This is a genomic window from Rothia sp. HMSC068E02 (assembly GCF_001813565.1).
In the GTDB taxonomy this organism is placed as follows: Bacteria; Actinomycetota; Actinomycetes; order Actinomycetales; family Micrococcaceae; genus Rothia.
On sequence record NZ_KV812866.1, the window covers coordinates 42,414 to 68,088 of the forward strand.

A 25,675-nucleotide genomic window follows, 5' to 3' on the forward strand; every position below is an offset into this window, starting at 1 on the left:
GCCTGGCGTGTTCTAGCGTATGGGCGGTGCCCACCGTCTGTTCCCTAGCGTTTGTTCGAGTGCTGGCGCCTGTGCGGGAGGTATTTTCGAATAATTAGCCGAGAATCCGGGGTTTTTCGAAAATATATGCCGAAACCCTATCCGATTTATTCGAAACCGGGTCGTAATTTTGTTCGACTCATGCTAGACTTTTCCACATCAGGAATTTTTCGGAAAAATCTTCAAAGTTTTCCACAGATTTTAAAAAATGGCCTTATCCTGTCAGGCTGTGACCCTAGAGTAGTCTCAGAAGGAACCGGTAGGCCAAAACCTTCAAGGTCTCGATTACGAGTCCCACCGATTCCGAAGAAACATTACTCCCGTCAACCACTGACAACACAAAGAACGAGGTACTACCGTGGCTAAGAACACCAAGTCTCAGAGCGTAGCTCGCGTTCCCGAAGAGGGTCGCGCCAAGGCACTTGAAGCCGTGATGGCACAGATCGACAAGAACTACGGCAAGGGTGCAGTCATGCGCCTGGGTGATAAGGAAATCACCAAGACCGAGGTTATCTCCACCGGCGCTATCGCTCTGGATGCCGCTCTGGGTATTGGTGGTCTGCCCCGCGGCCGCGTCATCGAGATTTACGGTCCCGAGTCCTCCGGTAAGACCACCGTTGCACTGCACGCTGTAGCGAACGTTCAGAAGGCAGGCGGCGTGGCAGCGTTCATCGACGCCGAGCACGCACTGGACCCGATTTACGCGGCTAAGCTGGGCGTGGACATCGACCAGCTGCTGGTCTCTCAGCCCGACACCGGCGAGCAGGCACTGGAAATCATGGACATGCTGGTTGGTTCCGGTGCCGTTGATATCGTGGTTGTCGACTCCGTTGCAGCACTGGTACCCCGCGCCGAAATTGAAGGCGACATGGGTGACTCCCACGTGGGTCTGCAGGCTCGCCTCATGAGCCAGGCTCTGCGTAAGATTACCGGTCGCCTCTCCGCAACCGGCACCACCGCAATCTTCATCAACCAGCTGCGTGAGAAGATTGGTGTCTTCTTCGGCTCTCCCGAAACCACCACCGGTGGTAAGGCGCTGAAGTTCTACGCTTCGGTCCGTATCGACATCCGCCGCATTGAGACCCTCAAGGACGGCGCTAACCCGATCGGTAACCGCACCCGCGCCAAGATTGTGAAGAACAAGATGGCTCCGCCCTTCAAGCAGGCTGAGTTCGACATCCTCTACGGTGAGGGTATCTCCGTTGAGGGTGGCATCCTGGACCTGGCGGTGGAGAACGACATCGTCAAGAAGTCCGGCGCATGGTTCACCTACGACGGTGAGCAGCTGGGCCAGGGCCGCGAGAACGTTCGTAAGCTGCTCAAGGACAACCCCGAGCTCACCGAGGAACTGCAGTACAAGGTTCTGGTGAAGCTGGGCATCATTGAGGAAGAAGCTGACGAGCAGGCAGCTGCTGAGTCTGAGGGTAACGACCCGCTGGACGAGCTGGCTGAGGAGTTCTAAACCGGCCCGCGTAGCTTCTTGCTAACGCCACGACTGATTGCCGTGTGCTGTGCATTCCGCACGGTGCACGGCAATCTGTCGTTAACGGGAGCGCTTTATATGGAGCGCCAGCGGGTGCTGGGACAGCGCCTCGTTACAATGGGGGAGCGCCGTATAGCCCGGCGCACGGGTCATCAAGCGACCCGTCATCAGGCGATCCAATACAGGGGAGAGGAGGAACTGAGCATGACGGAACAGAACGGTCATGAAGAGCACGAGCAAAACAGCGCGCGTGACGGTGACGCCGGTTTTGCGGCGCTGGACGCGACCGAACCGCACTTCGGTTTCTCGGCTCTGGATGGTTCAGCCCTCCAAGACTCTGCATTCTCTGCGCCTGTTCCCTTTGAGACCGCTATTTCCTTTGAACCGGCAACCCCGCCTGTTGAGGTAGGCGGCTTTGAGGCGCTCAATTTTGAGGCGCCCGCCGCCCTGGCGGAGCCCACCCTCACATGGGAGGCACCTCCTGTTGTTACGCTTCCTGCTGCTGAAGAGCCCCCGTATCAGGATGAGCCCCCGTACCCTGAGGAGCCTCCTTATGAGGACGAACCTCCGTATCCGGCAGAGCCCGAGTATGCAGGGGAATATTGGGTCCCCTCGGACGAAGTGGCACCCGCAGAAGCAGCACCCGCAGAAGCGATAGCGGAGCAGCGTGGGGGCCAAGAAACCGCACCCCAAAAATCCAAGCCGAAAGCGCGGCAGGCTGAAAATCCTGCGCCTAAGAAGAAGCCCACGGCCACAGAAAACGCACCCAAAAAGTGGGCACGGAACAGGGCCACGGATTCGGTAGCCGCTGAGGAGTTCCCGGACTGGCACCCCGCCGCGCACGGCTTTGTTGAAGAAAGCATCGCCCGCGATAACGGAGGCGACTACGCGGGTGAGTTCCGCGTACCCGAGCTACCCCTGCAAGCTGCGCCCGCCAGCTTTGAAGATGGCAGTTCCGAAGAAGGTAGTGAGCCGCCGCGCCGTAGCCTGCTCGTTGACCCGAACCTGCCCGCCGTCTCCATTGACGAAGCGCCTGTTCGTGCCTTTACTCCCGGCGGTGCCGAGCCGCGCCCCATGGCGGCTGGCCGTATGAGTCGAGCCGGTGCCGCTTCCATCGGATCGGGGCTCACCGCCGAAGAGAAGGAAGAGATCGAGAGGCAAGCCGCTCAGCGGGATAAACAGAAGAAACGCAAGTCTTCGCGTGCCTCCAAGAGTACCGACTACAAGCGTGGGTTCCGTCGCATGAGTGCGGCTCAGGAAGAGAAAATGCGGAGTCGTTCGCCCTACGCGCCCGCCTTCGGGGCTCGCAGTGACGATGAGGAAACCCGCAAGAGTCCCATGGGCCGCGGCTCGGGGAGCAACCTATTCAGGGAGGGAAGTAGCTTGAACGAAGAACTAACCCCCGCCGAAGAAGCACTCATCCACGGTATCGCTGAGGAAGAGGCGCAGGGCGTCGGTACCGGAAAGCGCCGTGTCGCTTCGGTCGGTTCTCCAAAGAGCGGTTCTCGAGCTCGGGGTTCCCAACCGGGCAGTACTCAGATGGTATATGCTTCCTCACAGGCGGAAGGCGCTGTGACCTCCTGGAAGCAGAAGGTGCGTGCCGCCCGATCCGCGGAAGAAACAGACCCCTACACACGCGCTAAAACCATCGTGTACAACCAACTGGCGTACTCGGCAAAAACCCGAGGTCAGCTGCGTAAGAAGCTGCAGGCAGAAGGCTTTGACGCGGAGCTTATTGAGCCGCTGCTCGATAAGTTCGAGGCTGCAAAACTCATTGACGATGCCGAATACGCCCAAAGCTTTGTGGCGCAGAAGAGCCGCACCAAGAAGCTCTCCCGCGCCGCGCTGCGCCGTGAGCTCGCTGAACGCGGGGTGCGCGGTGAAGAGGCGGAGAATGCACTGGCTCAGCGCACCGACGAGCAGGAACGTGAGGACGCCGCCGAGCTGGTGCGTAAGAAGCTGCGCCCCGGCATGGATCTGAGCGACCGTGCCGAAAAGGATAGGGTGACCCGCCGACTGCTGGGGATGCTGGCTCGGCGCGGGTACTCCTCCTCGGTGTCGATGTCGGTGATTCGTGAGGAACTCGCCGCCTACGGTGCAGAGGACGAGCTCTGGTAGAGGGCGAATAAAGACGGTCCGCACGCACAGATAGACCCATGCTGGGGTGACCATAAAATAGGCACAACAAAGGGTGAGCCCGCCACAGAAATACTCTGTAGCGAGCCCACCCTTTATTCTTTTGAGCTGTGCAAACCGCCTTGTCGAAGGCTATATTCGCTGCCTAATCGACGGCTCCCAGACGGTCCGCGAACTCGGCGAGGGTTGAATCCTGAGAGCCGGCGATTTCCAGGAGCAGGCGCATCAGCTGCGCACCTTCGCGGCGGATACGCGGCAACAAGTTAGAACGCGCCGAGGAAGAGTAGAGCTCCAGCAGGGCGCACACGGTCACTGCCGCGCACACGGCAAGGTCCTCCGCCAGGTGCTCATCCAGCGGGGCGTCCTCAAAGAGTGCAGAGTACAGCGCCGGTAGCGCCTTCTTGCGGTCCACTCGGTAGCGCGGGTACTCCGGCGAGGAGGGGAAGCCCAGCATCGCCTCAACGAAGGGGAAGCCGCGGTGGTGCAGGCAGGTGCCTTCCGCATCGACCATGCGCACCTGCGCGCCGTCCGCCGAACCAATCAGCACGTTCTGCGGCGAAAAATCGCCCGACGAGAGCATATAGACACGTCCACGGTTGAGCTTGAACTGCTCGGGTACCGGCGGGCGCTTGGTGAAGAAGGGCTGCAGGACGCGGCGGAATCGGAAGGACAGCTCCTCAACCGCGGCGGGAAGAACGGGGGCGTCCTCATGCGCGGCAGAGCTGGAAGCCGGGCTGTCAGTATCGTGCTCGGGGGTGCGCGCCTCATCAGCCACACCGTACAGCTTCTTCAAACCGCGCTCGGCCAAACCCGGCGAGGCAATAGCGCCCGGGAACTGTGCCTTGCGGTCGGCGCGCGCCAGGTTCAGGCGGTAATCCTCCACCGCCTCGCCCATAATGCCGCTGGCGGCAAGGGAACGGTACGCCTCAATGTAGTAGTTCAGCGCATCCAGCGCCTGCTGCTCGGTGCCCTCCAGCAGGGCGTGCGCGACCGAATACTGCTCGCCCTCCACGGTTCCGGCGCTCACATCCTCCAGAGCCAGCACACGCAGCTCAGGATCCGCGCCGTAGAGCTGTGGGAACAGACCCGGAACCTGCTGGTTCAGCGCCTCCAGACCGTAGCGCTCGCGCAGGTACCCGAAACCGCCCGCGTTCACCGTCGAATCCTTGCGGCGGTAACGCTTCACAATAATCGAGGTCGGCAAAAACTCCGCAGACTCGGCTGCAGGCTCATACGCTACACGCACCACAACGGAACGCATGCCGGTACCCAGAATCTGCACGCGCTCAACCGTGCGGGCCGCCACCTGCTCCAAAGAATGCGCCCAGCTGAGCAGCTGCATCAGGGTCTGACGCATCGAGGCAGAATCAGCGCTCGCTTGAGGCGGCACGGGGGAGTAGGCGGCAATCGCCTCCTCAATGAGGGTGTTCAGACGCTCCCCGTCAGGGGTGGGGGCGGAAGAATCGTTCGGTGACAGAGCCGGAAAGTTGCTACTAAGGGAAACCTGCATAGAGCCATTATCCCCCATCGGATACCCTATAGGGCATGACTTCGACCCTCAGCGATTCCGCCCAGACCCCCGAAACCAGCCCCCGCACCTACGAAGTGCGCACTTTCGGCTGCCAGATGAACGTGCACGACTCCGAACGAATGTCCGGCCTGCTGGAGGCTAGCGGCTACGTTCGCGCTGAGGAAGGCACCCAGCCCGACCTGGTGGTTTTCAACACCTGCGCGGTCCGCGAAAACGCTTCCAACCGCCTGTACGGCAACCTCGGCCAGCTGGCACCGGTCAAGCGCGCCCACAAGGGTATGCAGATCGCCGTGGGCGGCTGCCTGGCGCAGAAGGACCAGGACGCCATCATTGAGAAGGCGCCCTGGGTTGACGTCGTGTTCGGTACCCACAATATTGGCTCCCTGCCGGCTCTGCTGGAGCGTGCCCGCCACAACCACGAGGCGCAGGCAGAACTGCTCGAATCCCTCGAAGTTTTCCCCTCCACCCTGCCGACTAAGCGCGACCACGTGTACTCCGGCTGGGTGTCCATCTCGGTTGGCTGTAACAACACCTGCACCTTCTGCATTGTGCCGTCTCTGCGCGGTAAGGAGAAAGACCGCCGCCCCGGCGACATTCTCGCTGAGGTTCAGGCGCTGGTCGATGACGGCGCTATCGAGGTGACCCTGCTGGGCCAGAACGTGAACTCCTACGGTGTGGAGTTCGGCGACCGCCAGGCATTCTCCAAGCTGCTGCGTGCCTGCGGCGAGATTGAGGGCCTGGAGCGTGTACGCTTCACCTCCCCGCACCCGGCAATGTTCACCGATGACGTGATTGACGCGATGGCGGAGACCCCGAACGTCATGCCCGTACTGCACATGCCGCTGCAGTCCGGCTCCGATAAGGTGCTCAAGGATATGCGCCGCTCCTACCGTTCCAAGAAGTTCCTGAACATTCTGGACAAGGTGCGCGAGCGCATCCCGAACGCCGTGATTACCACCGACATCATTGTGGGCTTCCCCGGCGAGACTGAAGAGGACTTCCAGGACACCCTGAAGGTTGTGGAGCAGGCTCGTTTCTCCTCCGCGTTCACCTTCCAGTATTCGATCCGCCCCGGCACCCCGGCGGCGACCATGGAGAACCAGATCCCGAAGGAGGTCGTGCAGGAACGCTACGAGCGTCTGATTGCCCTGCAGGACCGCATCGCCGGTGAAGAGAACCGCAAGCAGCTCGGCAAGACCGTTGAGCTGATGGTCGTTGCGGAGGCCGGTCGTAAGGCTGACCAGACTCACCGCCTCTCGGGCCGCGGCCCGGACCAGCGCCTCGTGCACTTCTCCGTGCCCGAGGGCTGCGAGACTCCCCGCCCCGGCGACATGGTCACCGTGCCGATTACCGAGGCTGGTTCCTTCCACCTGATTTCTGACCCGACCGCCGAGCAGTACCACCTGCGCCGCACCCGCGCCGGCGACGCGTGGGACCGCTCCCAGGCTGATTCCTGCGGTACCGGCACCACCCAGGTGCCCGGTGCGCCGGTGGGTCTGGGCATGCCGACCATCGGTCTGCGCCCCTAAAACCTAGATTCGAATCATGCGCCCTGTTCTTCGGGCCCTCATCCTCACCGCGAGTGGGGGTGAGGGAACCGGTAGAATGGGGCGCATGACTATCTCCGAAACTCTGCCCGTTATCGCTATTGTGGGCCCGACCGGCACCGGTAAGAGCGCGCTCGCCATTGAGCTGGCTCTGCGCCTGAACGGTGAGTGCATTAACGCTGATTCTATGCAGTTCTACCATGGCATGGATATTGGTACCGCGAAGGTTACTGCGGAGGAGATGCGCGGCGTTCCGCACCACCTGCTGGACATTATGGATGTGCGGGATGAGGCGTCCGTGGCGGAGTTTCAGGAGCGTAGCCGTGAGCTGATTGAGCAGATTCGTGGCCGTGGCCGCTACCCGATTCTGGTGGGTGGTTCCGGCCTGTATGTGCGTGCCGCCCTGGATAAGTTGGAGTTCCCCGGCACGGATGCGCGGGTGCGCGAGCGCCTGGAGGAGCAGGCACGTACCGAGGGTATTGGTGTTTTGCATGCCCGCCTGGCGGAGGTCGACCCGGAGTCGGCTGCGCGTGTGAAGGATGAGCGCCGCATCATTCGCGCCCTGGAGGTGTTCGAGGTGACGGGTCGCCCGTTCTCGGCGTTCATGCCGGTGCGCGAGTACGTGACCGAGAGTATTCAGATTGGTCTGGATATGGATCGTGCCCTGCTGCACGAGCGTCTGCACCGCCGCGTGGAGCTGATGCACGAGCGCGGCCTGCTGGACGAGGTGCGCACCCTGAACGAGCAGGGTTTGCAGGAGGGTAAGACCGCCTCCCGCGCGATTGGTTACGCGCAGTTTGCTCGCGTACTTGAAGATGAAGACTATAGCGTGGAGCAGGCGATTGAGGATACGACCATTGCGACCCGCCAGTTTGCGCGCCGCCAGCTGACCTGGTTCCGTGCGGACCCGCGTGTGCACTGGCTGGATGCGCTCTCACCCACCCTTGCCGATGAGGCGGAAGCCATCATCTGCGAAAGCACCCGATAAGCCACAATAACGAGCCGTCGCCGAACCGATACCTCGTCGAGTCGGTCGGCGCGGTAAAATCATAAACGGACAGGTCACCAACCTTAAGGACAGCATATGAGCGAGAACCCTTCCACCTGGGGCGAGCTGGCAGGCCTGACCCTCACCAAGGGTCACGGCACCGGTAACGACTTCATCTTTCTGACGGACGAGAACGCAGAAATTGCCCTCACCCCCGAGCTGGTAGCCCGCGCCTGCGACCGACACTTCGGAATTGGCGCGGACGGCTTCATTCGTGCTGCCCGCAGCACCGCCTCCCGCGCGGGTCAGAAGCTGCTCGAAGAGCACCCGGACGCTGTCTGGTTCATGGACTACCGCAACGGTGACGGCTCTATCGCTGAAATGTGCGGCAACGGTGTGCGCGCGTTCGTGGAGTACCTGCGCACTGAGGGCCTGATTGAGCTTGAGGTGGGCGAGACCGTCAAGATCGGTACCCGTGCCGGCGTGAAGACTGTGGCGCGCACCGAAGAGGGCTACGCGATTGATATGGGTCCGTGGAGCTTCATTCACGGTGAGGCTGCCCGCGAGGGTGGCGAGGACTGCCTGGTATCTGCTCGCGGCCTGAAGACTCCGCGTGCTGGCCTGTCCATTTCGATGGGTAACCCGCACACCGTGGTGATGCTCGGCTCCGACGGTAAGCTGGACGGCCTGGACCTACACAGCCTGCCGCAGGTGAACCCCGCCCCGGTCAACGGCACGAACGTTGAGTTTGTGGTGCCGGTTGACCTGGATGTTGAGAGCGGCGCGCAGGTGGGCGCTATCCGCATGCGCGTGCACGAACGCGGCGTGGGTGAGACCCTCTCCTGCGGTACCGGTGCGTGTGCGGCGGCTGCGGCGACCCGTTTCTGGGGCGGCGAGGAAGCACCGGATGAGTGGCTGGTGCATGTGCCCGGCGGTACCCTTGCGGTGACTTTCGTGCTGGGTCCGGATGACCTGGAGCATGTTGTTCTGGCTGGTCCGGCGCAGATGGTTGCGATCGTCGTACTGCGATAACGTGCTGTTTTAGAACAGAGATTTTATAGAGAAAAGCGGCGGATGTTTTCTGATAACACGTTCAGAAAACACCCGCCGCTTTTACGTCCCCTAGCGGTCAGCGTCAGGGGGTTTTAGTCTTCGTAGCGGTGCACCTGCAGAATACGGAAACCCTTCGACGTCGCATAGCGGGACACCTCAAACTCGCCGGGGTGCAGCTCCTCAAGCTGCGCGTCCATCCACTTCTGTAGTGAATCGGAGCCGAGGTTCTTCTGAACCACCAGGTAGGCGTCACCGCCGGGCGCCAGGCGCGGCAGCCAGGTCAGCAGGATCTCGTGCAGAACCTCCTTACCCACGCGAATCGGCGGGTTCGACCAGATTGTATCGAAACGCAGTTCGGGGTCAACAGAGTCGGGGGTTCCCACGGTGACGTTTGACAGGCCGAGAGCGGCAGCGTTGCGTTCGGTCAGGCTGATGGAGCGGGAGTTCACGTCCACCGCGTGCACCTGCGCCTGCGGGGCGAGCATCGCCAAAGTCAGGGTGATGGGGCCCCAACCGCAGCCGATGTCGAGCATGCGTGTACCCTGCGGGTCGGGTGCTTCCTGCAGCAAAATAGCGGTGCCCTTATCAATGCCGGAGGGGCTGAAAATGCCGTTAGCTGTGGTGACGGTGACCTTGCGGCCGGCAAGCTCCACCTGCACCGGGCGGGGCTTGAATTCGGTCTCGGGGGTTTCAGAGAAATAATGCTGCTCGCTCATGCTATCCAGTGTACCGGTAGGGCAAGAACCCGCCGCACACGGGCAGAGAATGCACGGGGCGGGTCAACAGCTTACACGCCCTGAGCGCACAGGCGACCGAACCCCCTACCTGATGCGGGCAACGGCGGTAGAATTAGAGTCGTATGAATTCTAAGAACACCCCCGTATCTGATACCGAAAAGCTGCCCAGCGATGAGCAGCTGCGCCGCACCGTAGACCGCGTTCTGGGCCGATCCCAGGCCGCCGCCTCCGTCACTACTTATGACGCCGCCGGTACCGCGCACCACAGCGATAACTCCTCCAGCACTCACGGCAACAATAGCCGCCGTGTGCTGGATACTCGCGCGCGTGAAATTTCTGACGTTCAGCGCGAGCATTCCGAATATGACGGTGACCAGGAAGACCTCGCTGAGCGCCGCGCACTGCGCCGTATCGCGAACCTCTCCACCGAACTTGAAGACGTCACCGAGGTCGAGTACCGCCAGCTGCGCCTCGAGCGCGTGGTGCTTGCCGGCCTGTGGACCGAGGGCACCGTCGAGGACGCAGAGAACTCCCTGCGTGAGCTCGCAGCGCTGGCTGAAACCGCAGGTTCCGAGGTTCTGGACGGCCTGGTTCAGCGCCGCCTCAAGCCGGACCCCGGCACCTTCCTCGGCTCCGGTAAGGCACTGGAGCTCAAGGACATTGTCGAGGCGACCGGTGCCGATACCGTCATTGTCGACTCCGAACTGGCTCCCTCGCAGCGTCGTGCCCTCGAAGACATCGTGAAGGTCAAGGTCATTGACCGCACCGCCCTGATTCTCGACATTTTCGCTCAGCACGCTAAGTCTCGCGAGGGTAAGGCGCAGGTTGAGCTGGCTCAGCTGGAGTACATGCTGCCGCGTCTGCGTGGTTGGGGTGCGTCCCTGTCCCGCCAGGCGGGTGGCCGTGCCGCAGCCGGTGAGGGTATCGGTTCGCGTGGTCCCGGTGAAACCAAGATTGAGATGGACCGCCGCCGCCTGCGCGCTCGCATGGCGAAGCTTAAGCGTGAGATTGCTGCGATGGCGCCGGCGCGTGAGACGAAGCGTCTGAACCGTCGCCGTAACCGTGTGCCTTCGGTTGCTATTGCCGGGTACACGAACGCGGGTAAGTCCTCCCTGCTGAACCGTCTGACCGACGCGGGCGTGCTCGTGGAGAACGCCCTGTTTGCGACCCTGGATCCGACCGTCCGTAAGGCTCAGACCCCGGACGGTATCGGCTACACCCTTTCTGACACGGTGGGGTTCGTGCGTTCGCTGCCGACCCAGCTGGTCGAGGCGTTCCGCTCCACCCTGGAAGAGGTCGCTGACGCTGACGTCATCCTGCACGTGGTGGATGCTTCGCACCCGGACCCGGAGGGTCAGATTCGTGCTGTCCGCGAGGTCATCGCGGAGGTCGACGCCCGCCATATCCCCGAGATCATTGTGCTGAATAAGGCGGATGCCGCCGACCCGTTCGTGCTGGAGCGTATGCGTCAGCGCGAGCCGGAGCACGTGATTGTTTCGGCGCGTACCGGTGAGGGTATTGAGGAGCTGAAGCAGAAGATTGCGGACACCATTCCGCGCCCCTCCATTGAGGTGAAGCTGCTGATTCCGTACTCGCACGGTGAGATTATTTCGCGCCTGCACGAGTGGGATGCCGAAATTAAGAGCACCGATTTCGTATCGGACGGCACCTTCGTGGTGGCTCTGGTCCGTGAGGATGTCGCCTCCGAACTGTCCGAGTATGTGCTGGAGGGCGACCTGCTGGAGGTTCTGGAAGAGGAACTTGCGGAGGCACACGCCCTGGCTGAAGCGACCGCTTCTGAATCCGAACAGTCCTCTACCCCCGAGGCTCTCTAGAGGCGGATGAGCGTGACCGAGAGCATCAACGCGCCCAAAAACACCCCGGGAACTGTACCCGGATCGGCGACCGACGGCACCCGATTCACCGGGCAGGAGCTTGAGACCCTGCCCGGTGCGAAGGATGCCCTGACCCTGCTGGACGAGGCGGTTGCCGCCACTGGCGGTCAGAACCGTGCCGGTCAGCGCACCATGGTGGCGCATGTGGCGCAGGCTCTTGAACTGCAGCGTCACCTGCTGGTCCAGGCGGGTACCGGTACCGGTAAGTCTCTGGGCTACCTGGTTCCTGCCCTGGCGCGGGTGGGGGAGTCGGACCAGCCGATTGTTGTTGCGACGGCGACTCTTGCCCTGCAGGCGCAGATCGTGAACCGCGATATTCCGCGTCTTCTACAAGCGCTGGAGCCGCGCCCTGAATCGCAGGCGCAGGTGGCTCTGCTCAAGGGCCGCAATAACTACCTCTGCCTGCACAAGCTGGAGGGCGGCTACCCGGAAGACGAGCCGGATGCTCTCTTTGACATGCCTTCTTCGACCTCCCGCGTGGGTGAGGAAGTGGTGCGCCTGCGCGAGTGGGCCGACCGCACTGAGACCGGCGACCGCGACGAGCTGAAGCCCGGCGTCTCTGACCGCGCCTGGGCTCAGGTATCGGTCAGCGCCGCCGAGTGTCTGGGTCGCCGCTGCCCGCTGGTGGAAGAGTGCTTTAGCGAGATGGCGCGTAGCCGTGCCGCTGAGGCTGACATTGTCATCACGAACCACGCCCTGCTGGCGATTAACGCTTTTGAAGGCATGAAGGTTCTGCCCGAACATGAGACGGTCATTATTGATGAGGCTCATGAACTGGTGGACCGTGTGACCGGTGCCGTGTCTGGTTCTTTGACGGTTGCGATGGTTCGCCGTGCGGCACGTAGCGTGAAGAAGCATTCGAAGGCTGATTCCGGCGCGCTGGAAATGGCTGCTGGCACCCTGGAGACCGCTTTCGAGGGTCTTGCCGAGGGCCTTCTGAAGGGCCTGGACGGTCGCCTTTTGACCGCTATTTCTGCGGTAAATGATGCCGCCCGCACCGCCCTGTCCGATACCAAACCGGACGGTCAGGACGTTGACGCCGGCCTGCAGATGGCGCGCTCGCGTGTCTCTGAGGTGCACGATATGAGCAGCCGCATTCTGGAGGCTTCGGGCGAGCAGGACGTTCTGTGGATTTCTCGTCAGGGTGGTTGGGAGAACGGCCGCTACGTGGCTGCTTCCGATACCGACCCGGCGACCCTGAATATCGCTCCGTTGAGCGTTGGCCTGCAGTTGCGTGACGGCCTGTTCGCTGACCGCACCGTGATTTTGACGAGTGCGACCCTGACGGTGGGTGACTCTTTTGATGTTGCAGCCGCTGCCCTGGGACTGCAAGGGGAGGGTGCGCCGCGCTGGACGAGTATCGATGTGGGTTCACCTTTCGACTACCGCAAGCAGGGCATCATGTACGTTGCCGGAGATTTGAAGCCTCCGGGATTTGGTGTGCACGAGGGTCAGCTGGAGCGTCTGCGTGAGCTGTGCGAGGCGTCGGAGGGCGGCGCCCTGGGCCTGTTCTCCTCGAAGCGTGCCGCTGAGCGTGCCGCCGAGTACATGCGTGAGCATAGCGACCTGAACATTCTTCTGCAGGGTGAGTCTTCGCTCAAGGCTCTGGTGGAGGAGTTCAGCGAGGACGTTGACTCATGCCTGTTCGGAACGATGAGCCTATGGCAGGGCGTGGATGTTCCGGGTGACTCTTGCCGCCTGGTGGTGATGGACCGCATTCCGTTCCCCCGCCCGGACGACCCGATTGCGCAGGCTCGTACGGAGGCGGTGAACCGTCACCGCGGTAACGGCTTTATGGCGGTTTCTGCTCACCATGCGGCGATTCGTATGGCGCAGGGCGCGGGCCGCCTGATTCGTTCGGTGTCTGACCGCGGCGTGGTGGCTGTACTGGATTCTCGTGTGGCGACTAAACGTTACGGCGGTTTCTTGATGAAGGCGATGCCGCCGATGTGGTCGACGCAGAATAAGGCAGCCGTGATTGGTGCGCTGGCTCGTCTTTCGGCGAGTATTGAGCGTTAGCTCGGGCGAGATCCATTCCTTGCCGCGCCGCCGCCCCGTTTTGGGCATATAAATTTAGACATATAGAAATCACCCCGGTGATACGTGAACGTTTACGTATCACCGGGGTGATTTCTATAGAGAGCTAAAAGCCTCGTAGCTATGTCTTTTAGAGGCTGTGTTGTTTAAAACAGCTTCTTTGAGATGCTGTGGCTGTTTAGAGCCCGCGTCTTTCAGAGACTGCATCTTCTAGAGGCTGTGGTTTTCTAGAGACTACGCAGCACGGAGACGACCTTACCCATGACGGTTGCGCGGTCACCCATAATCGGCTCGTAGTTGGAGTTGCGCGGCATGAGCCAGGTGTGGCCGTCAACCTGACGGAACACCTTTACGGTTGCTTCATCGTCGAGCAGAGCAGCAACGATATCGCCGTTGTCTGCGGTGTGCTGCTCGCGGACAACCACCCAGTCGCCGTCGCAGATTGCGGCGTCAATCATGGAATCGCCCTTGACCTTGAGCATGAAAAGCTTGCCGTTACCGACCAGCTGGCGGGGCAGGGCAAGCACATCCTCCACGGACTGCTCGGCGGTAATGGGGCCGCCCGCTGCAATTCGTCCAACCAGGGGAACGGGTACGAGGTCCTCATCGCCGACTTCGAAGTTCGGCAGCTCGGGCAGGGAAGAGGAAGCGCTACCGTGGATGCCGACGCCGTTCTCATCCAGCACCTCAATGGCGCGGGGGAGCTTGGGGTCGCGGCGAATGTAGCCCATGGTCTCGAGACGGCCGAGCTGGTGAGTGACCGAAGACAGGGACGCAAGACCCACCATGTCACCAATCTGGCGCATGGACGGCGGGTAACCCTTTTGTTCAATCTCGGTGCGGATCGCGTCAAGAATCTTCTGCTGGCGCGCGGTCAGCGCCGGACGGGGTGCTGTTGCCATTTCTTTTCCTTCGGTCTGTGCCCCGATTTCTGTATTCCGGTCTCTGCAGTCTGTTTGAGACACAGTCCGGTCGGGGCACGGATGGGTGCTTCACACGTTTTCCGATGGTGTCCTAAAAATTTTTTGGTTCTGCTGAAATTGGTCTTATCTCGTCAGGGGGTGGAGGAATTCTATCCGTGCCGGAGCGATACGCGGGCAACGAGTATGCGCCTCCGCCCTATAAAACTCAGTCAGCAGCACCTGCATTTAGATACAGAACCAAGCTGTAACGGGTACAGAAACCTGCTGTGAGTAGGACTCATCAGGAGCGTGTGGAACGTCTCTTGACACCAGTGTAGAACACTACACCGAAAAACTCAAACAAATATTCTAGATTTTTTCTTCGAAACTCGAAGAAATTTTTAGTACATCTCTGCTAGACTTTAGAACAAGAGTTCGTATATACTCTTGAATCTCTCCTGGAATTCAGGATTTACGGGTGAATGTTCGAAAAATATTCGAAGATTCAACCCGGAGTCTTTCGGGAGAGGAGAGTGAATGGGTGTTCGAATGTATTCGAATCCTCTGCCTCTCTCTTCGCATGATCTACCTTGGATGCTCTAGGGAGCATCTGGCGAAGAGAGAGCGCAGGGGATGGGGTTCCGGGGTCACCCAGTGCGACCCAGCGCAGCCCGGTGCATCCGACGCTCTGACCTAACTAGGGACTAGCTACCCAATAGTTATCGCCTAACAATCACCACTCCATAGTTATCACTCAACTAGGACCTCCGAGCGGGTATCGCTCGGCATTGCTAGACCCGCGGGGCAACCCCGGGGCGAGCTGAGAGAAAGGAACCACAATGACTACTGCAGCACCTATTGCTTCTCGTGGCACTTCTGCACACCTTCCGGCAGGTTTGGTGGTACTTCACCCCGCCCGCACTGCGTCCGCCAGCACCGTGTCGGCCCGCACCATGCAGGGGCGTTCTCGTGTGCCTGCGTCTTCGCAGTCTGTTCGCTCTTCTCGTGCGGCTCATGCGCCTCGCCCCGCTCAGGTGGGTCAGCCTACTCGTGTTCCCGCCGCTTCTGCCCCTGCTGGCTCTATTCAGGCACCGGTTCGCTCTGTAGCTTCTGGCGCGCAGACTGCTTCTGATGCGCAGACCCCTAGCGTGAAGAGTGTTCTTCTGGCTAAGGGCGGCGAGTTTCTGCGCGCGGTTCCCGCTTCTATTCGTCGTCTTGGTACTGTGCGCGGTTTCCTGAAGGGGCTGCCTCTGCTGACTTTGGCGGCGCTGATTGTGCTCGGTGCTATTAGCTTCTTTGGCCCGGCGGCTTCTGCTTCTGTGGAGAACGCTTCGGTGACTCGAACCGTCGTTGTGGTCAAGCATGGCGAGACCCTGTGGGATATTGCTCAGGCGGTGGATCCGCAGGGTGACACCCGTGATACTGTGGTTCGTATTATGGAGTTGAACTCGTTGACCAGCACCTCTGTTGATGCCGGTCAGCGTCTGGAAATTCCTCAGACTCAGCGCTAAGCATGGACACGTACGTGGTTGGCTTCTGCATGAGGTTGATGTCTTGACTCCGAACCCGCTATCTCTCAAGCTGAGCGCTTGAGTCGAATTCTTGAGCCTATGAAATAGGAGCGCACCGATGCCTGTTCCCGCTGAACCCACACCCGCTGCAACCACACCCGTCGAAACTGAATCTGTACAGACCACTCAGCCCGCTCGTCCCGTGGTTGCCGTTTTGGGGGAACCCGGAACTCGTGGTCCTCTGGTGAAGCTTCTTCAGGATGCGGGGGCGGACGTTATCGTGACCGCTGTGCCCGACCAGTTGCGTGAAGCTGACGGCATGGTGGTGACCGGCGGTGTGAGCTCTCTCGAGGCGTACGAAGACCTGAAAGCTAAGGACGCTGAGCGCGTGATTGGTCGCCGTGTTGCTGGCGGTCGTCCGGTGCTGGTTGCCGGTGCGGCGTTGAGCTGCCTCTTCGACTCGGTGACGGTGGAGCATCCGCAGATGGGGCAGGTTCAGGTGCAGTGCATGGGGGAGTGGCCCGGTGAGAGCGTGGAGCTTTCTGCCCGAGACCTGGCGCCCGGTGCTTCTGCCCTGCGTTCTTCCTCCGATAGTACGTTGCTCAAGGATCTTGAGGGTGAGGCTCACTTCAAATCTGAGCACGGCGTTTTTGAGTGGGCTTTTGATCAGAGCATTGAATATATTGCCCCTCCGGCGGTGACGTGGACTGTCACCGAGCCCGCCTATATCGCGGCGGTTGAGAACGGTCCGCTGACGGCGGTGCAGTTCTGCCCGGTGGGATCTGGTGAGCTGGGTGCGGAGTTTATGCGCCGCTGGGTTGCATCCCTGGCGGCGACCGGTCGCCTGTCTTCTGGTGACTCCGCTACTGCTGCGGGAGGTAACTAATGTCTGCACCCGTTCTTGAACTTCTGCCCGCCGTTGATATTTCTGAAGGCTACGCGGTGCGCCCGGTGGGTGGCACCCTGTCCGGTGGTGAGCAGCGCCTCGACCCCGTTGAGGCGGCTCTGACCTGGGTGAAGGCTGGTGCTCGCTGGATTCACCTGGTTGACCTTGATTTGGCGTTTGGTCGTGGCACGAATACTGAGGTTCTGGCTGAGGTGGTTGCCGCTGTCCGCGCCGAGAATGCCTGGATGACCGGCTCCGCTCCGGTTCGTGTTCAGGTCAGTGGCGGTGTGCGTAATGCTGAGAGTCTGGAGCGCGCCCTGAGCCTGAATCCGGACCGCGTGAACGTGACTAGTGCGGCTCTGGCGGATTCTTCCTGGCTTGAAGGTGTTCTGGCTCATTATGCCGATTCTGATCTTCTGGCTCTTGGCCTCGATGCCCGTTATAACCCCGAGCGGGGCTGGGTGACGGTGGCTCGCGGTACCGATTGGTCGGGGCCTGATTTGGCGGAGGCGCTGGCGTGGCTGGAGAGCGCGGGTGTGCGCCGCTATATCGTCACGGATGTGAGTAAGGACGGTTCTCTGGCGGGCCCGGGTGCGGAGCTGCTGGATGAGGTGCTGGCTCAGACTGCCTGTCGGGTGGTGGCGTCCGGTGGTGTGGCGTCGCTGGCTGATCTTGTGAAGCTGCGTTCTATGGTGCCTTATGGTTTGGAGGGCGTGGTGCTTGGCAAGGCGCTGTATGTGGGTAACTTTAGTTTTGAACAGGCTCTTGAGGTCGCTGGCTCCCGCTAAAGCTACCGCTCTGCTTTAGCCCGCGTAGATTTCTTATCCGCACAGGCTTTATATGTGACGAAGCCCCGTCTTCCTCAATACGAGGGATGCGGGGCTTCGTGATGGCATACACCAGATATGGCTTAGTAGGCCTGCTGGTTTAGCGCACGTCCTGGCTTAGTACACCAGTTGGTTTAGTACACCGGGCCGGTGAGCTTTTCGCCGGGGCCCTTGCCGGGTTCGTCCGGGAAGGGGGATGCTTCGCGGAATGCGAGCTGCAGGGTGCGCAGGCCGTCGCGCAGGGGTGCTGCGTGCTGGGAGCCGATTTCGGGTGCTGCGGCGGTGACGAGGCCTGCCAGTGCGGTGATGAGCTTGCGTGCTTCGTCGAGGTCCTTGAGGTCGTCGGCGTTTTCTTCGGCTGCGAGGCCGCACTTGACGGCTGCGGCGCTCATCATGTGGATGGCTGCGGAGCTGATGATTTCGATGGCGGGTACGTCTGCGATGTCGCGCAGCTGTTCGTTGACGGCTTCGACCTGCTCTTCGGTGAGTTCGGTGTGGCCGTGTACGGGGGTTTCTTCTTCCGCGGTGAAGCGGAAACTCGTGTTTTCAGTGCTCATAGTCCTAGAATCTCATATTTCGTTTGTTTCGGTAAATGCGTCCTTAAGAGTGGGCGCTTCTGTGGACTTTCTGGGGGAGTCCCCGCAATTTTTATGGTGTTTTGCGTCTATTTCCTTGCGTCTATCGGGGATTCTGCGGTATGGTTGTAGGCAGTTTGCAAGTGGAGCATGCCTCCCACCCGGTTGACCGCCGCAGGCGTTAGTTTGCGAGTTTTGAGGTGAACGGGTTCGTACGCTACTTTCGGCGTACGCTGGTTTGTGCCTCCGCTTGTGTAACTGCGGGGGCTTTTTTAGTGCCCGCAACGGATAGTATTCACGGGGAAACCCACAGAGCACAGGAGCTAGTCATTAGCGAACCACGCATTAACGATCGTATCCGCGTTCCCGAGGTCCGTCTTGTCGGTCCCGGTGGCGAGCAGGTAGGCGTTGTCCCTCTGAAGGACGCTCTGCGTCTGGCTGAGGACGCCGAACTCGACCTGGTCGAGGTTGCCCCGAACGCGAAGCCGCCCGTGTGCAAGCTCATGGATTACGGTAAGTACAAGTACGAAGCCGCAATCAAGGCTCGTGAATCCCGCAAGAAGCAGGCTAATGCCGTTCTGAAGGAGATCCGTTTCCGCCTGAAGATTGATACCCACGACTACGAAACCAAGGTTGGACACGCTCGTCGTTTCCTTTCCGGTGGTGACAAGGTCAAGGCAATGATTCAGTTCCGTGGTCGTGAGCAGCAGCGCCCCGAGATGGGTGTGCGTCTGCTGGAGCGTCTGGCGGCTGAGCTGGCTGAGGTGAGCACCGTCGAGTCTCGCCCCCGTCAGGATGGCCGCAACATGGTGATGGTTCTGGCTCCGCTTCGCGGTAAGGCAGAGGCTCGCCGTGAGCAGGGCGCCGGCGGTCGCAAGGGTCGCGAGCGTATTGACACGACCAAGGCGAAGCCCGTAACTAATTCTCTGGCAGACGCTATGCCTGCCGAGTTGAAGGCACAGGCTTCCGCCGAGTAGGGAACCGGGTCGTCACTTTAGGATGGGCACGCGCCTCCACCGTTGGGTGGGTGTTGCGGGTTCACCCGGTGCCGGTTCCGAGGCACCTCGTTGGGGGTGCCTCACCTTTGGTCCTTGGGGCTGATGCGTGTATCGCTCAACCCCACTAAGCTCCCCCGCCGTTGTGGCGGGGGATGAATGTAAGGAGAACGGCAGCTATGCCGAAGCAGAAGACCCACTCTGGTGCTAAGAAGCGCTTCAAGCTCACCGGTAGCGGCAAGGTTAAGCGCCAGCAGGCGAACCGTCGCCACTACCTGGAGCACAAGTCCTCTCGTCTGACCCGTCGTCTGGCTTCTGACCAGATCGTTACCGGCGGCCAGGCAAAGGTTGTCAAGAAGATGCTGGGTAAGTAAGCAACGCTTACTCTCTGCACCTGGCGCACCGATAGTGGTGCGCACTGATTAAAGACTCGCTCCTGTTCAGCGTGATATGTGAGCTGTTCAGGACATAAGACGAAGGAGACACACGTGGCACGTGTGAAGCGCGCGGTTAACGCGCACAAGAAGCGCCGTACTATTCTCGATCGTGCATCCGGCTACCGCGGTCAGCGTTCTCGCCTGTACCGTAAGGCTAAGGAGCAGGTCACTCACTCGCTGGTTTACAGCTACGACCACCGTCGTAAGAAGAAGGGTGACTTCCGTCGCCTGTGGATTCAGCGTATCAACGCTGCTTCCCGCGCACAGGGCCTGACCTACAACCGCTTCATCCAGGGCCTGAAGGCTGCTGGTGTTGAGGTTGACCGCCGTATGCTGGCTGAGCTGGCTGTTAACGAGCCCGCTGCCTTCAACGCACTGGTTGAGATTGCTAAGAACAACCTGCCCGAGGACACCTCGGCTCCCAAGGCTTAATTAGCCTAGGTTGTGTTCTTACCTCGAAGATCTAGGTTCGGGGTAGGATACTTAAGCGTCATGAGCGGCCGTCTGCACTTTTGAGTGTGGGCGGCCGCTTTCTGCGTATCCGAGGTTGTGCGTGTGGCTGTTCTGCGTTTTGGGGTGTGCCTTTGCCTGTACCCTTTAAGAGTGAACTTTTTTGAACGTATTAGTACCCCCGTTGTGATGTCCAATCCGCAGGCAGATCGTGTGCGCGATATTGCGAAGCTGCGTACCCGCGCTGCCCGCACGAAGAAGGGCCAGTTCCTGGTGGAAGGCCCGCAGGCTGTGCGTGAGGCATTGAAGGCGCACCTGAAGAGCCCCATCCTGGACGCTGTGTATGTCACGGAGGCGGCTTTTGACCGTCATGAGGATATTGCAGAGCTGCTGGAGCAGGTGTACGGCACCCCCACCCCGGAGGAGGGCCGCCGCGTCTTTATGCGTGTGGTGACCGATGAGGTGCTGGAGGCGATGGCTGATTCGGTGAGCCCGCAGGGTATTATTGCGGTTTCCTTTATGGTGGATGCGTCGTTCTCGTTGCTGTGGGGTGAGGGCGCGTTGAACCCGAAGTTGATTGCTGTGCTGTCTCGTGTGCAGGATCCGGGTAATGCGGGCACTATTCTTCGTGTGGCTGATGCGGCCGGTGCTGACTTGGTGATTACGACTAAGGGTTCGGTGGATTTGTATAACCCGAAGACGGTGCGTTCTACTGCGGGTTCGCTGTTCCATGTGCCGATTATTCAGGGCGTGCAGCTGGAGGATTTCGCGGAGGATGTGAAGTCTCAGGGTACTGCTGTGTTGGCTGCTGACGGCTATGGTGCGGTGAATCTGCAGGAGCTGAGCGAGTACACTGCGGCTCGTCGTGCCGGTGTGGAGGCGAGCGCCCCGTCCGGTGTGAAGGGTAATTTTGATCTTTCGAAGCCGACAATGTGGCTTTTCGGGAATGAAGCGCAGGGCTTGAACGCTGAAGAGAAGGCGGCCGCCACTATGCGCGTGGCTGTTCCTGTCTATGGTTCGGCTGAGTCTTTGAATGTGGGTACGGCTGCTGCTGTGTGCCTGTATGCTTCGGCGATGGCTCAGCGCGGCGTTTCTCGCTAGGCTTTGGGCGGTTCACGGCTGTGGTACAGCGGTGGGCCGCCTTAGCCTCATAGGTTTTAGAGTTTTAGTTTAGGGCTGAGAAAGGGAAATTATGTCTGCTCCTTCTGGTCATTCGGGTTCGGGCGCGATTATTGCCGCGCTGGGTGCGAATCTGGGTATTGCGGTGCTGAAGTTTTTGGCTTTTGCGCTGACTCGTTCTTCGTCGATGTTGGCGGAGGCTATTCACTCGGTGGCTGACTCGGGTAATCAGCTTTTGCTTCTTCTGGGCGGTCGCGCTTCGCAGAAGCAGGCTGATGAGGAGCACCCGTTTGGTTATGGCCGTAACCGCTATATTTACGCGTTTATTGTTTCGATTATTATCTTTGCCCTGGGTGGCTTGTTCGCTCTGTATGAGGGTTATGAGAAGCTGCATGACCCGCACGGTATTACTGAGTGGCAGTGGGTTCCGGTGGCTGTTCTGGTGGGTTCGATTCTGCTGGAGGGTAATTCGTTCCGCGTGGCGGTGAAGGAGTCGCGTGATCTGAAGGGCAAGCAGAGCTGGATGCGTTTCTTGCGTACTTCGAAGAACCCGGAGCTTCCGGTGCTTCTGCTGGAGGATGCGGGTGCGCTGCTGGGTCTGATTTTTGCGCTCTTTGGTGTGGGTCTGACTCTGTTGACCGGTAATGGTCTGTGGGATGCGTTCGGTACCCTGGCTATTGGTGTGCTGCTGGTCTTTATTGCTGTGTTCCTTGCGGTGGAGATGAAGTCGCTGATTTTGGGTGAGGCTGCTTCGCCGGAGGATTTGGCGAAGATTCGTGCGGCGATTGAGGATGGCGATAGCGAGCGCATTATCCACATTAAGACTGTGCACCTGGGTCCTGAGGAGATTCTGGTGGCGGCAAAGATTCGTATTCATGATGCTGACACTGGTCGTGCGGTAGCTGATGAGATTGACGCGGCTGAGGTTCGTATTCGCGAGGCTGTTCCTGCGGCACGCATCATTTATTTGGAGCCGGATATTTTCCGGGCTTAGTTCTAGGAGATTTTTGTTATGACCGTTGAGATGATCGTTGATGGTTTGCTAAAGATTTTCGTTGGCCTGATCATTCTTTTGGTGTACCTGCGTCTGACTCACCGTTCTCAGGCGGGGCACCAGACCCCGATTGATACCATCGGTAACTTTGTCATCGGTGGTGTGTTCGGTGGCGTGTTGTACAGCAAGCAGATTAGCCTGTTCTACTTTGTCATCTACATGGTGTTTACGCTGTGCATGATTCAGCTGCTGAACGTGGCGACCACGAAGATTCGTTTTCTGCATATGGCGGTGCGTGAGCAGCGCGTGCCGGTCATTACGGATGGTGATATCGATATTAAGAGCTTCCAGCAGGCAGATGTGGTTCTTGATCCGATGCGCCTGATTGCTGACCTTCGTGCGCAGGGTATTTACGACCTGGAAGACATTGAGTTCGCTCAGATTGAGCCGAATGGTGTGCTGAGTGTGATTCGTAAGGGCGACGGTGTGCCGAACTTTGCTCTGATTGTGAAGGGTACCTTGGTCACTCGCGATATCGCGGATGCGCACAAGACCGAGGATTGGGTGTACCTGCAGTTGCGTGCGGCTGAGGTCGAACTTGAGGATGTCTTCCTCATGGAGTTCAAGAACGGTAACCGCCTGCTCATTCTGCTCAATGACGGCACTACTATTCGCCGTGAGGTGGCAGAAGCCTCGAATATGAATGATAAGGAAGAAGAGTGGCAGGAAGGCGTGGAGGACGCTCCTGAGCCGGAGGATACTGAGGATGCTAAGAAGGAAGTAGCGGAGCACGCTGCTGAGGATGCGCATCCGACGAAGGATTCTAAAGCGTAGAAGAAGGTAGAGAAAGATGAGTGAAGTGTCGCCCTCGTTTGAGGTTCAGGTGGTTGGCGCCGCCGTGGTTGATTCTTTGGAGGCTCCGACCCGTATGTTGGTGGCTCAGCGTTCTGAGCCGCAGACTGTTGCCGGCATGTGGGAGTTCCCGGGCGGTAAGGTCGAGCCGGGGGAGAGCTGCGAGCAGGCGCTGGTGCGTGAGCTGAAGGAGGAGCTGGGCGTGCAGGCGCGTTTGGGTGCTGAGGTGCCCGGCGCGTACCCGCAGGGCTGGCGTCTGAGCGAGCGTCTGGCGATGCGCGTGTTCTTTGCGGAGATTCTTTCGGGTACTCCGGATACTTTGGAAGATCACAGCGCGCTGCGGTGGATGCCGCTGCCGAAGTCTAAGGATGACGCACAGGCGTACGATGATTTGCTGGGTTTGCCGTGGATTCCGGCGGATTTGCCGATTGTTGTGGCTCTTCTGCAGCAGCTGCAGGACACTGGCACTGGTGAGGCGTAGACCCAAGGTCTGACCTAATGCTCTGCGCTAGTTCGTTGCGAGGCTAATTCGCCGTTATGTGACAAACTCGCGGCGGTAACAGGATAAATTTTCTACATCTTTTTTGACGCTGTTTGAAGGCGGGATTCCCTGTGGGGAGTCCCGCCTTTATTCATATTTTGAGGGTGACTTATGCGCCGTGTAATCCTGACTTGTGTATTTGTTGGGGAGAGGAATTTGTCATATATGGGTTCGACACGGATACATACTTTGGAAACCAATCGGTAGGCGGGTAGTATTGAGGGAGAAATCACATACGTATTGGGAGACAATGATGACTGCTCAACCCCCGTTTGATCCGGGTGCCTACCGCTCCGACGCGGTTCCCTCGGACACTCAAGCTATTTATATTCAGGAAGGCGGCGCTGAGCCGCGCGGAATTCTGTTCCACTCGCCGACCAAGCACCCGAAGATTCTGCGTCTGCAGGAGATTATGATTGTCTCCGCGCTGCTCTGCTTGATTCACGGTGTTATTTCCTCGTTCGCACCGGATAACCTGTCCCCGCTGAAGGGTCTGCCGGAGGTCGGCGTTGCAGGCGGTATCGGCCTGCTGGTTGTTTCTGCGGTTGTGTACATCTGGGTCTACTTCACGATTCAGAAGGGCAGGCGTCTGGGCCTGACTGTTGGTCTGATTTTTGCGATTCTGGGTGCGTTCGTGGCGATTTTGTCTCTGATTGGTAATGTCATTGACGCTCAGCGCTACGGCTTCGTGCCTCTGTACGCGGCATGGTTCATTGCGAACGTGCTGTGGATTCGTGCTTCTTTTGACCCGGCTGTGAAGCAGGCTCTGAAGTAGAAGTACCCTCTTCAACCCTGTTGTTGAAAAGATATACTCTAGAACGCCCGGATGGACTATCCGGGCGTTCTGCTGTTTGCGCTTGCCTCTCTGGTCTAAAATAGATAGGATATGCGCCCGTCGCCTTCCCCCTGTTCCGCACCCTGTGCGGGTAGCCGGGGGAGAGCAGATGGTGCTGCCTAAGGTGTATAACGAGCCAGCCGGCATAGTGCCGGTGGTATGCAGAGAAGAGTGACAATGACCGATTCCGTGCAGGAACACGAGGGTCTTAACGGCCCGGCTCAGGTTCTCGCCCGCATTGCGCAGGTTCTGGAGGAGAACCCCGAGAACGGTTTGGACGCTATCCGTGAGGCTTTTGAGGCTGAGCATGAGCGTGCCAAGCATGAGATTCGCGAGAAGGCTAAGGACTTTGACAGCCTCAAGGAGGTGCGCCTGAGCTTCTTCGGTGAGAAGGGCATCATGAGCATCGCTAACCGCCAGATGCGCGATCTTCAGAACCAGCACAAGGGCCCGGTGGGTAAGCTGATGGGTCAGGCTCGTGCAGCCCTGACTGAGGCTATTGAGGCTCGTACCGCTGAGCTGGAGGCTGAGCGTGAGGCTCGCATCCTGGCTGAGGAAGCTGTGGACGTTTCTGCTGCTTCGCCTCGCCGTTCCCTGGGTGGTCGCCACCCGATTGCTCTGATGCAGGAGCGTCTGACCGATATCTTTGTTGGTATGGGCTGGGAGGTTGCTGACGGCCCCGAGCTGGAATCTGAGTGGTACAACTTTGACGCTCTGAACATTAAGCCGGACCACCCGGCACGCGAAATGCAGGACACTTTCTACGTTGAGCCGAAGAACGCTCACCTGCTGCTGCGCACTCACACGTCGCCGGTGCAGATGCGCTCGCTTCTTTCGCGTGATTTGCCGCTGTACATTGTGTGCCCGGGCCAGGTGTACCGCACCGATGAGCTGGACGCGACCCACACCCCGGTCTTCCACCAGATTGAGGGCCTTGCGGTGGATAAGGGCCTGACCATGGCTGATCTGAAGGGCACCCTGGAGTACATGGCACGCGCCATGTTCGGTGAGGACGCTAAGATTCGCCTGCGCCCGAACTTCTTCCCGTTCACTGAGCCTTCCGCTGAGCTGGATTTGTGGCACCCGAATGCTAAGGGTGGCCCGCAGTGGATTGAGTGGGGCGGCTGCGGCATGGTGAACCCCAACGTTCTGTGTGCTGCGGGTATTGACCCTGAGGAGTACTCGGGCTTCGCTTTCGGTATGGGTATTGAACGTACCCTCATGTTCCGTAACAACGTCGCTGACATGCATGACATGGTTGAAGGCGACATCCGTTTCTCTGAGCAGTTCGGGATGGAGATCTAA

General features: G+C 59.7%; 23 protein-coding genes. 19 read left to right on the top strand and 4 right to left on the bottom strand.

Annotated elements, in window-relative coordinates; genetic code table 11:
- Positions 1-397: 397 nt before the first annotated feature.
- Entirely contained in the window at positions 398-1,501 is a 1,104-nt protein-coding gene (recA, locus tag HMPREF2919_RS00650; RefSeq protein ID WP_005507111.1) for a recombinase RecA, read from the top strand.
- Positions 1,502-1,726: 225 nt separating this feature from the next.
- Entirely contained in the window at positions 1,727-3,640 is a 1,914-nt protein-coding gene (locus HMPREF2919_RS00655) for a regulatory protein RecX (protein WP_070665705.1), read from the top strand.
- Between the two features lie 163 nt (positions 3,641-3,803).
- On the opposite strand, the gene HMPREF2919_RS00660 is transcribed toward HMPREF2919_RS00655, so the two are convergent.
- Positions 3,804-5,168: a hemin ABC transporter substrate-binding protein gene (locus HMPREF2919_RS00660; protein ID WP_070665733.1), complete on the bottom strand. Its 1,365-nt coding sequence runs from the start codon at positions 5,166-5,168 to the stop codon at positions 3,804-3,806.
- A 35-nt stretch (positions 5,169-5,203) separates the two neighbouring features.
- On the opposite strand from HMPREF2919_RS00660, the gene miaB reads away from it, so the two are divergent.
- The 3 genes from miaB (at position 5,204) to dapF (ending at position 8,756) form a co-directional block, all read left to right on the top strand.
- Entirely contained in the window at positions 5,204-6,718 is a 1,515-nt protein-coding gene (miaB, locus tag HMPREF2919_RS00665; protein WP_070665708.1) for a tRNA (N6-isopentenyl adenosine(37)-C2)-methylthiotransferase MiaB, read from the top strand.
- An 85-nt stretch (positions 6,719-6,803) separates the two neighbouring features.
- Positions 6,804-7,724, top strand: a complete 921-nt coding sequence (miaA, locus tag HMPREF2919_RS00670; protein WP_070634971.1) for a tRNA (adenosine(37)-N6)-dimethylallyltransferase MiaA — start codon at positions 6,804-6,806, stop codon at positions 7,722-7,724.
- A gap of 96 nt (positions 7,725-7,820) precedes the next feature.
- The gene (dapF, locus tag HMPREF2919_RS00675; protein ID WP_070665711.1) at positions 7,821-8,756 is read left to right on the top strand and encodes a diaminopimelate epimerase; all 936 of its coding nucleotides are present in this window, start codon (positions 7,821-7,823) and stop codon (positions 8,754-8,756) included.
- 113 nt (positions 8,757-8,869) lie between these two features.
- Here the strand turns inward: dapF and HMPREF2919_RS00680 are convergent, their stop codons facing one another.
- On the bottom strand, positions 8,870-9,493 hold the full coding sequence (locus HMPREF2919_RS00680) for a class I SAM-dependent methyltransferase (RefSeq protein WP_070665714.1): 624 nt from the start codon (positions 9,491-9,493) through the stop codon (positions 8,870-8,872).
- Positions 9,494-9,636: 143 nt separating this feature from the next.
- Here HMPREF2919_RS00680 and hflX point away from each other — a divergent pair, with 143 nt between their 5' ends.
- Both hflX and HMPREF2919_RS00690 read left to right on the top strand, forming a co-directional pair.
- Positions 9,637-11,349: a GTPase HflX gene (gene hflX / locus HMPREF2919_RS00685; RefSeq protein WP_070665715.1), complete on the top strand. Its 1,713-nt coding sequence runs from the start codon at positions 9,637-9,639 to the stop codon at positions 11,347-11,349.
- Between the two features lie 6 nt (positions 11,350-11,355).
- A complete protein-coding gene (locus HMPREF2919_RS00690) occupies positions 11,356-13,428 on the top strand; it encodes an ATP-dependent DNA helicase (RefSeq protein ID WP_070665718.1) in 2,073 nt (690 codons plus the stop codon).
- Positions 13,429-13,673: 245 nt separating this feature from the next.
- On the opposite strand, the gene lexA is transcribed toward HMPREF2919_RS00690, so the two are convergent.
- Positions 13,674-14,348 carry a transcriptional repressor LexA gene (gene lexA, locus HMPREF2919_RS00695; protein WP_005507121.1) on the bottom strand — a complete coding sequence of 225 codons (675 nt, stop codon included), beginning with the start codon at positions 14,346-14,348 and terminating at the stop codon, positions 13,674-13,676.
- A gap of 839 nt (positions 14,349-15,187) precedes the next feature.
- On the opposite strand from lexA, the gene HMPREF2919_RS08980 reads away from it, so the two are divergent.
- From HMPREF2919_RS08980 to HMPREF2919_RS00710, 3 genes are all read left to right on the top strand, one after another.
- Positions 15,188-15,859 (top strand): LysM peptidoglycan-binding domain-containing protein, encoded by a 672-nt coding sequence (locus HMPREF2919_RS08980; RefSeq protein WP_049350156.1) that lies wholly within the window; start codon positions 15,188-15,190, stop codon positions 15,857-15,859.
- A 118-nt stretch (positions 15,860-15,977) separates the two neighbouring features.
- Positions 15,978-16,745, top strand: coding sequence for a type 1 glutamine amidotransferase family protein (locus HMPREF2919_RS00705; protein WP_080977156.1), 768 nt, complete (start codon positions 15,978-15,980; stop codon positions 16,743-16,745).
- Entirely contained in the window at positions 16,745-17,533 is a 789-nt protein-coding gene (locus HMPREF2919_RS00710) for a HisA/HisF-related TIM barrel protein (RefSeq protein WP_049350157.1), read from the top strand. Before HMPREF2919_RS00705 ends, HMPREF2919_RS00710 begins: the two co-directional genes overlap by 1 nt.
- Before the next feature lie 173 nt (positions 17,534-17,706).
- Here the strand turns inward: HMPREF2919_RS00710 and HMPREF2919_RS00715 are convergent, their stop codons facing one another.
- Positions 17,707-18,129, bottom strand: a complete 423-nt coding sequence (locus HMPREF2919_RS00715; RefSeq protein ID WP_070594146.1) for a DUF1844 domain-containing protein — start codon at positions 18,127-18,129, stop codon at positions 17,707-17,709.
- 293 nt (positions 18,130-18,422) lie between these two features.
- Here HMPREF2919_RS00715 and infC point away from each other — a divergent pair, with 293 nt between their 5' ends.
- The 9 genes from infC to pheS all read left to right on the top strand — a co-directional run bounded on the left by infC (position 18,423) and on the right by pheS (position 25,675).
- A complete protein-coding gene (gene infC / locus HMPREF2919_RS00720; RefSeq protein WP_005507875.1) occupies positions 18,423-19,124 on the top strand; it encodes a translation initiation factor IF-3 in 702 nt (233 codons plus the stop codon).
- A 197-nt stretch (positions 19,125-19,321) separates the two neighbouring features.
- Positions 19,322-19,516, top strand: coding sequence for a 50S ribosomal protein L35 (gene rpmI, locus HMPREF2919_RS00725; protein ID WP_004006287.1), 195 nt, complete (start codon positions 19,322-19,324; stop codon positions 19,514-19,516).
- Between the two features lie 114 nt (positions 19,517-19,630).
- The gene (gene rplT, locus HMPREF2919_RS00730; RefSeq protein ID WP_005507127.1) at positions 19,631-20,011 is read left to right on the top strand and encodes a 50S ribosomal protein L20; all 381 of its coding nucleotides are present in this window, start codon (positions 19,631-19,633) and stop codon (positions 20,009-20,011) included.
- Between the two features lie 117 nt (positions 20,012-20,128).
- Entirely contained in the window at positions 20,129-21,130 is a 1,002-nt protein-coding gene (locus tag HMPREF2919_RS00735; protein WP_049345356.1) for a TrmH family RNA methyltransferase, read from the top strand.
- Positions 21,131-21,221: 91 nt separating this feature from the next.
- Entirely contained in the window at positions 21,222-22,142 is a 921-nt protein-coding gene (locus HMPREF2919_RS00740; RefSeq protein WP_005507873.1) for a cation diffusion facilitator family transporter, read from the top strand.
- Between the two features lie 18 nt (positions 22,143-22,160).
- Positions 22,161-22,976, top strand: coding sequence for a DUF421 domain-containing protein (locus tag HMPREF2919_RS00745; protein WP_070665721.1), 816 nt, complete (start codon positions 22,161-22,163; stop codon positions 22,974-22,976).
- Positions 22,977-22,992: 16 nt separating this feature from the next.
- Positions 22,993-23,475, top strand: a complete 483-nt coding sequence (locus HMPREF2919_RS00750) for a (deoxy)nucleoside triphosphate pyrophosphohydrolase (protein WP_049345338.1) — start codon at positions 22,993-22,995, stop codon at positions 23,473-23,475.
- Positions 23,476-23,788: 313 nt separating this feature from the next.
- A complete protein-coding gene (locus HMPREF2919_RS00755) occupies positions 23,789-24,310 on the top strand; it encodes a hypothetical protein (protein WP_049358219.1) in 522 nt (173 codons plus the stop codon).
- A 237-nt stretch (positions 24,311-24,547) separates the two neighbouring features.
- A complete protein-coding gene (gene pheS / locus HMPREF2919_RS00760; RefSeq protein ID WP_049358217.1) occupies positions 24,548-25,675 on the top strand; it encodes a phenylalanine--tRNA ligase subunit alpha in 1,128 nt (375 codons plus the stop codon).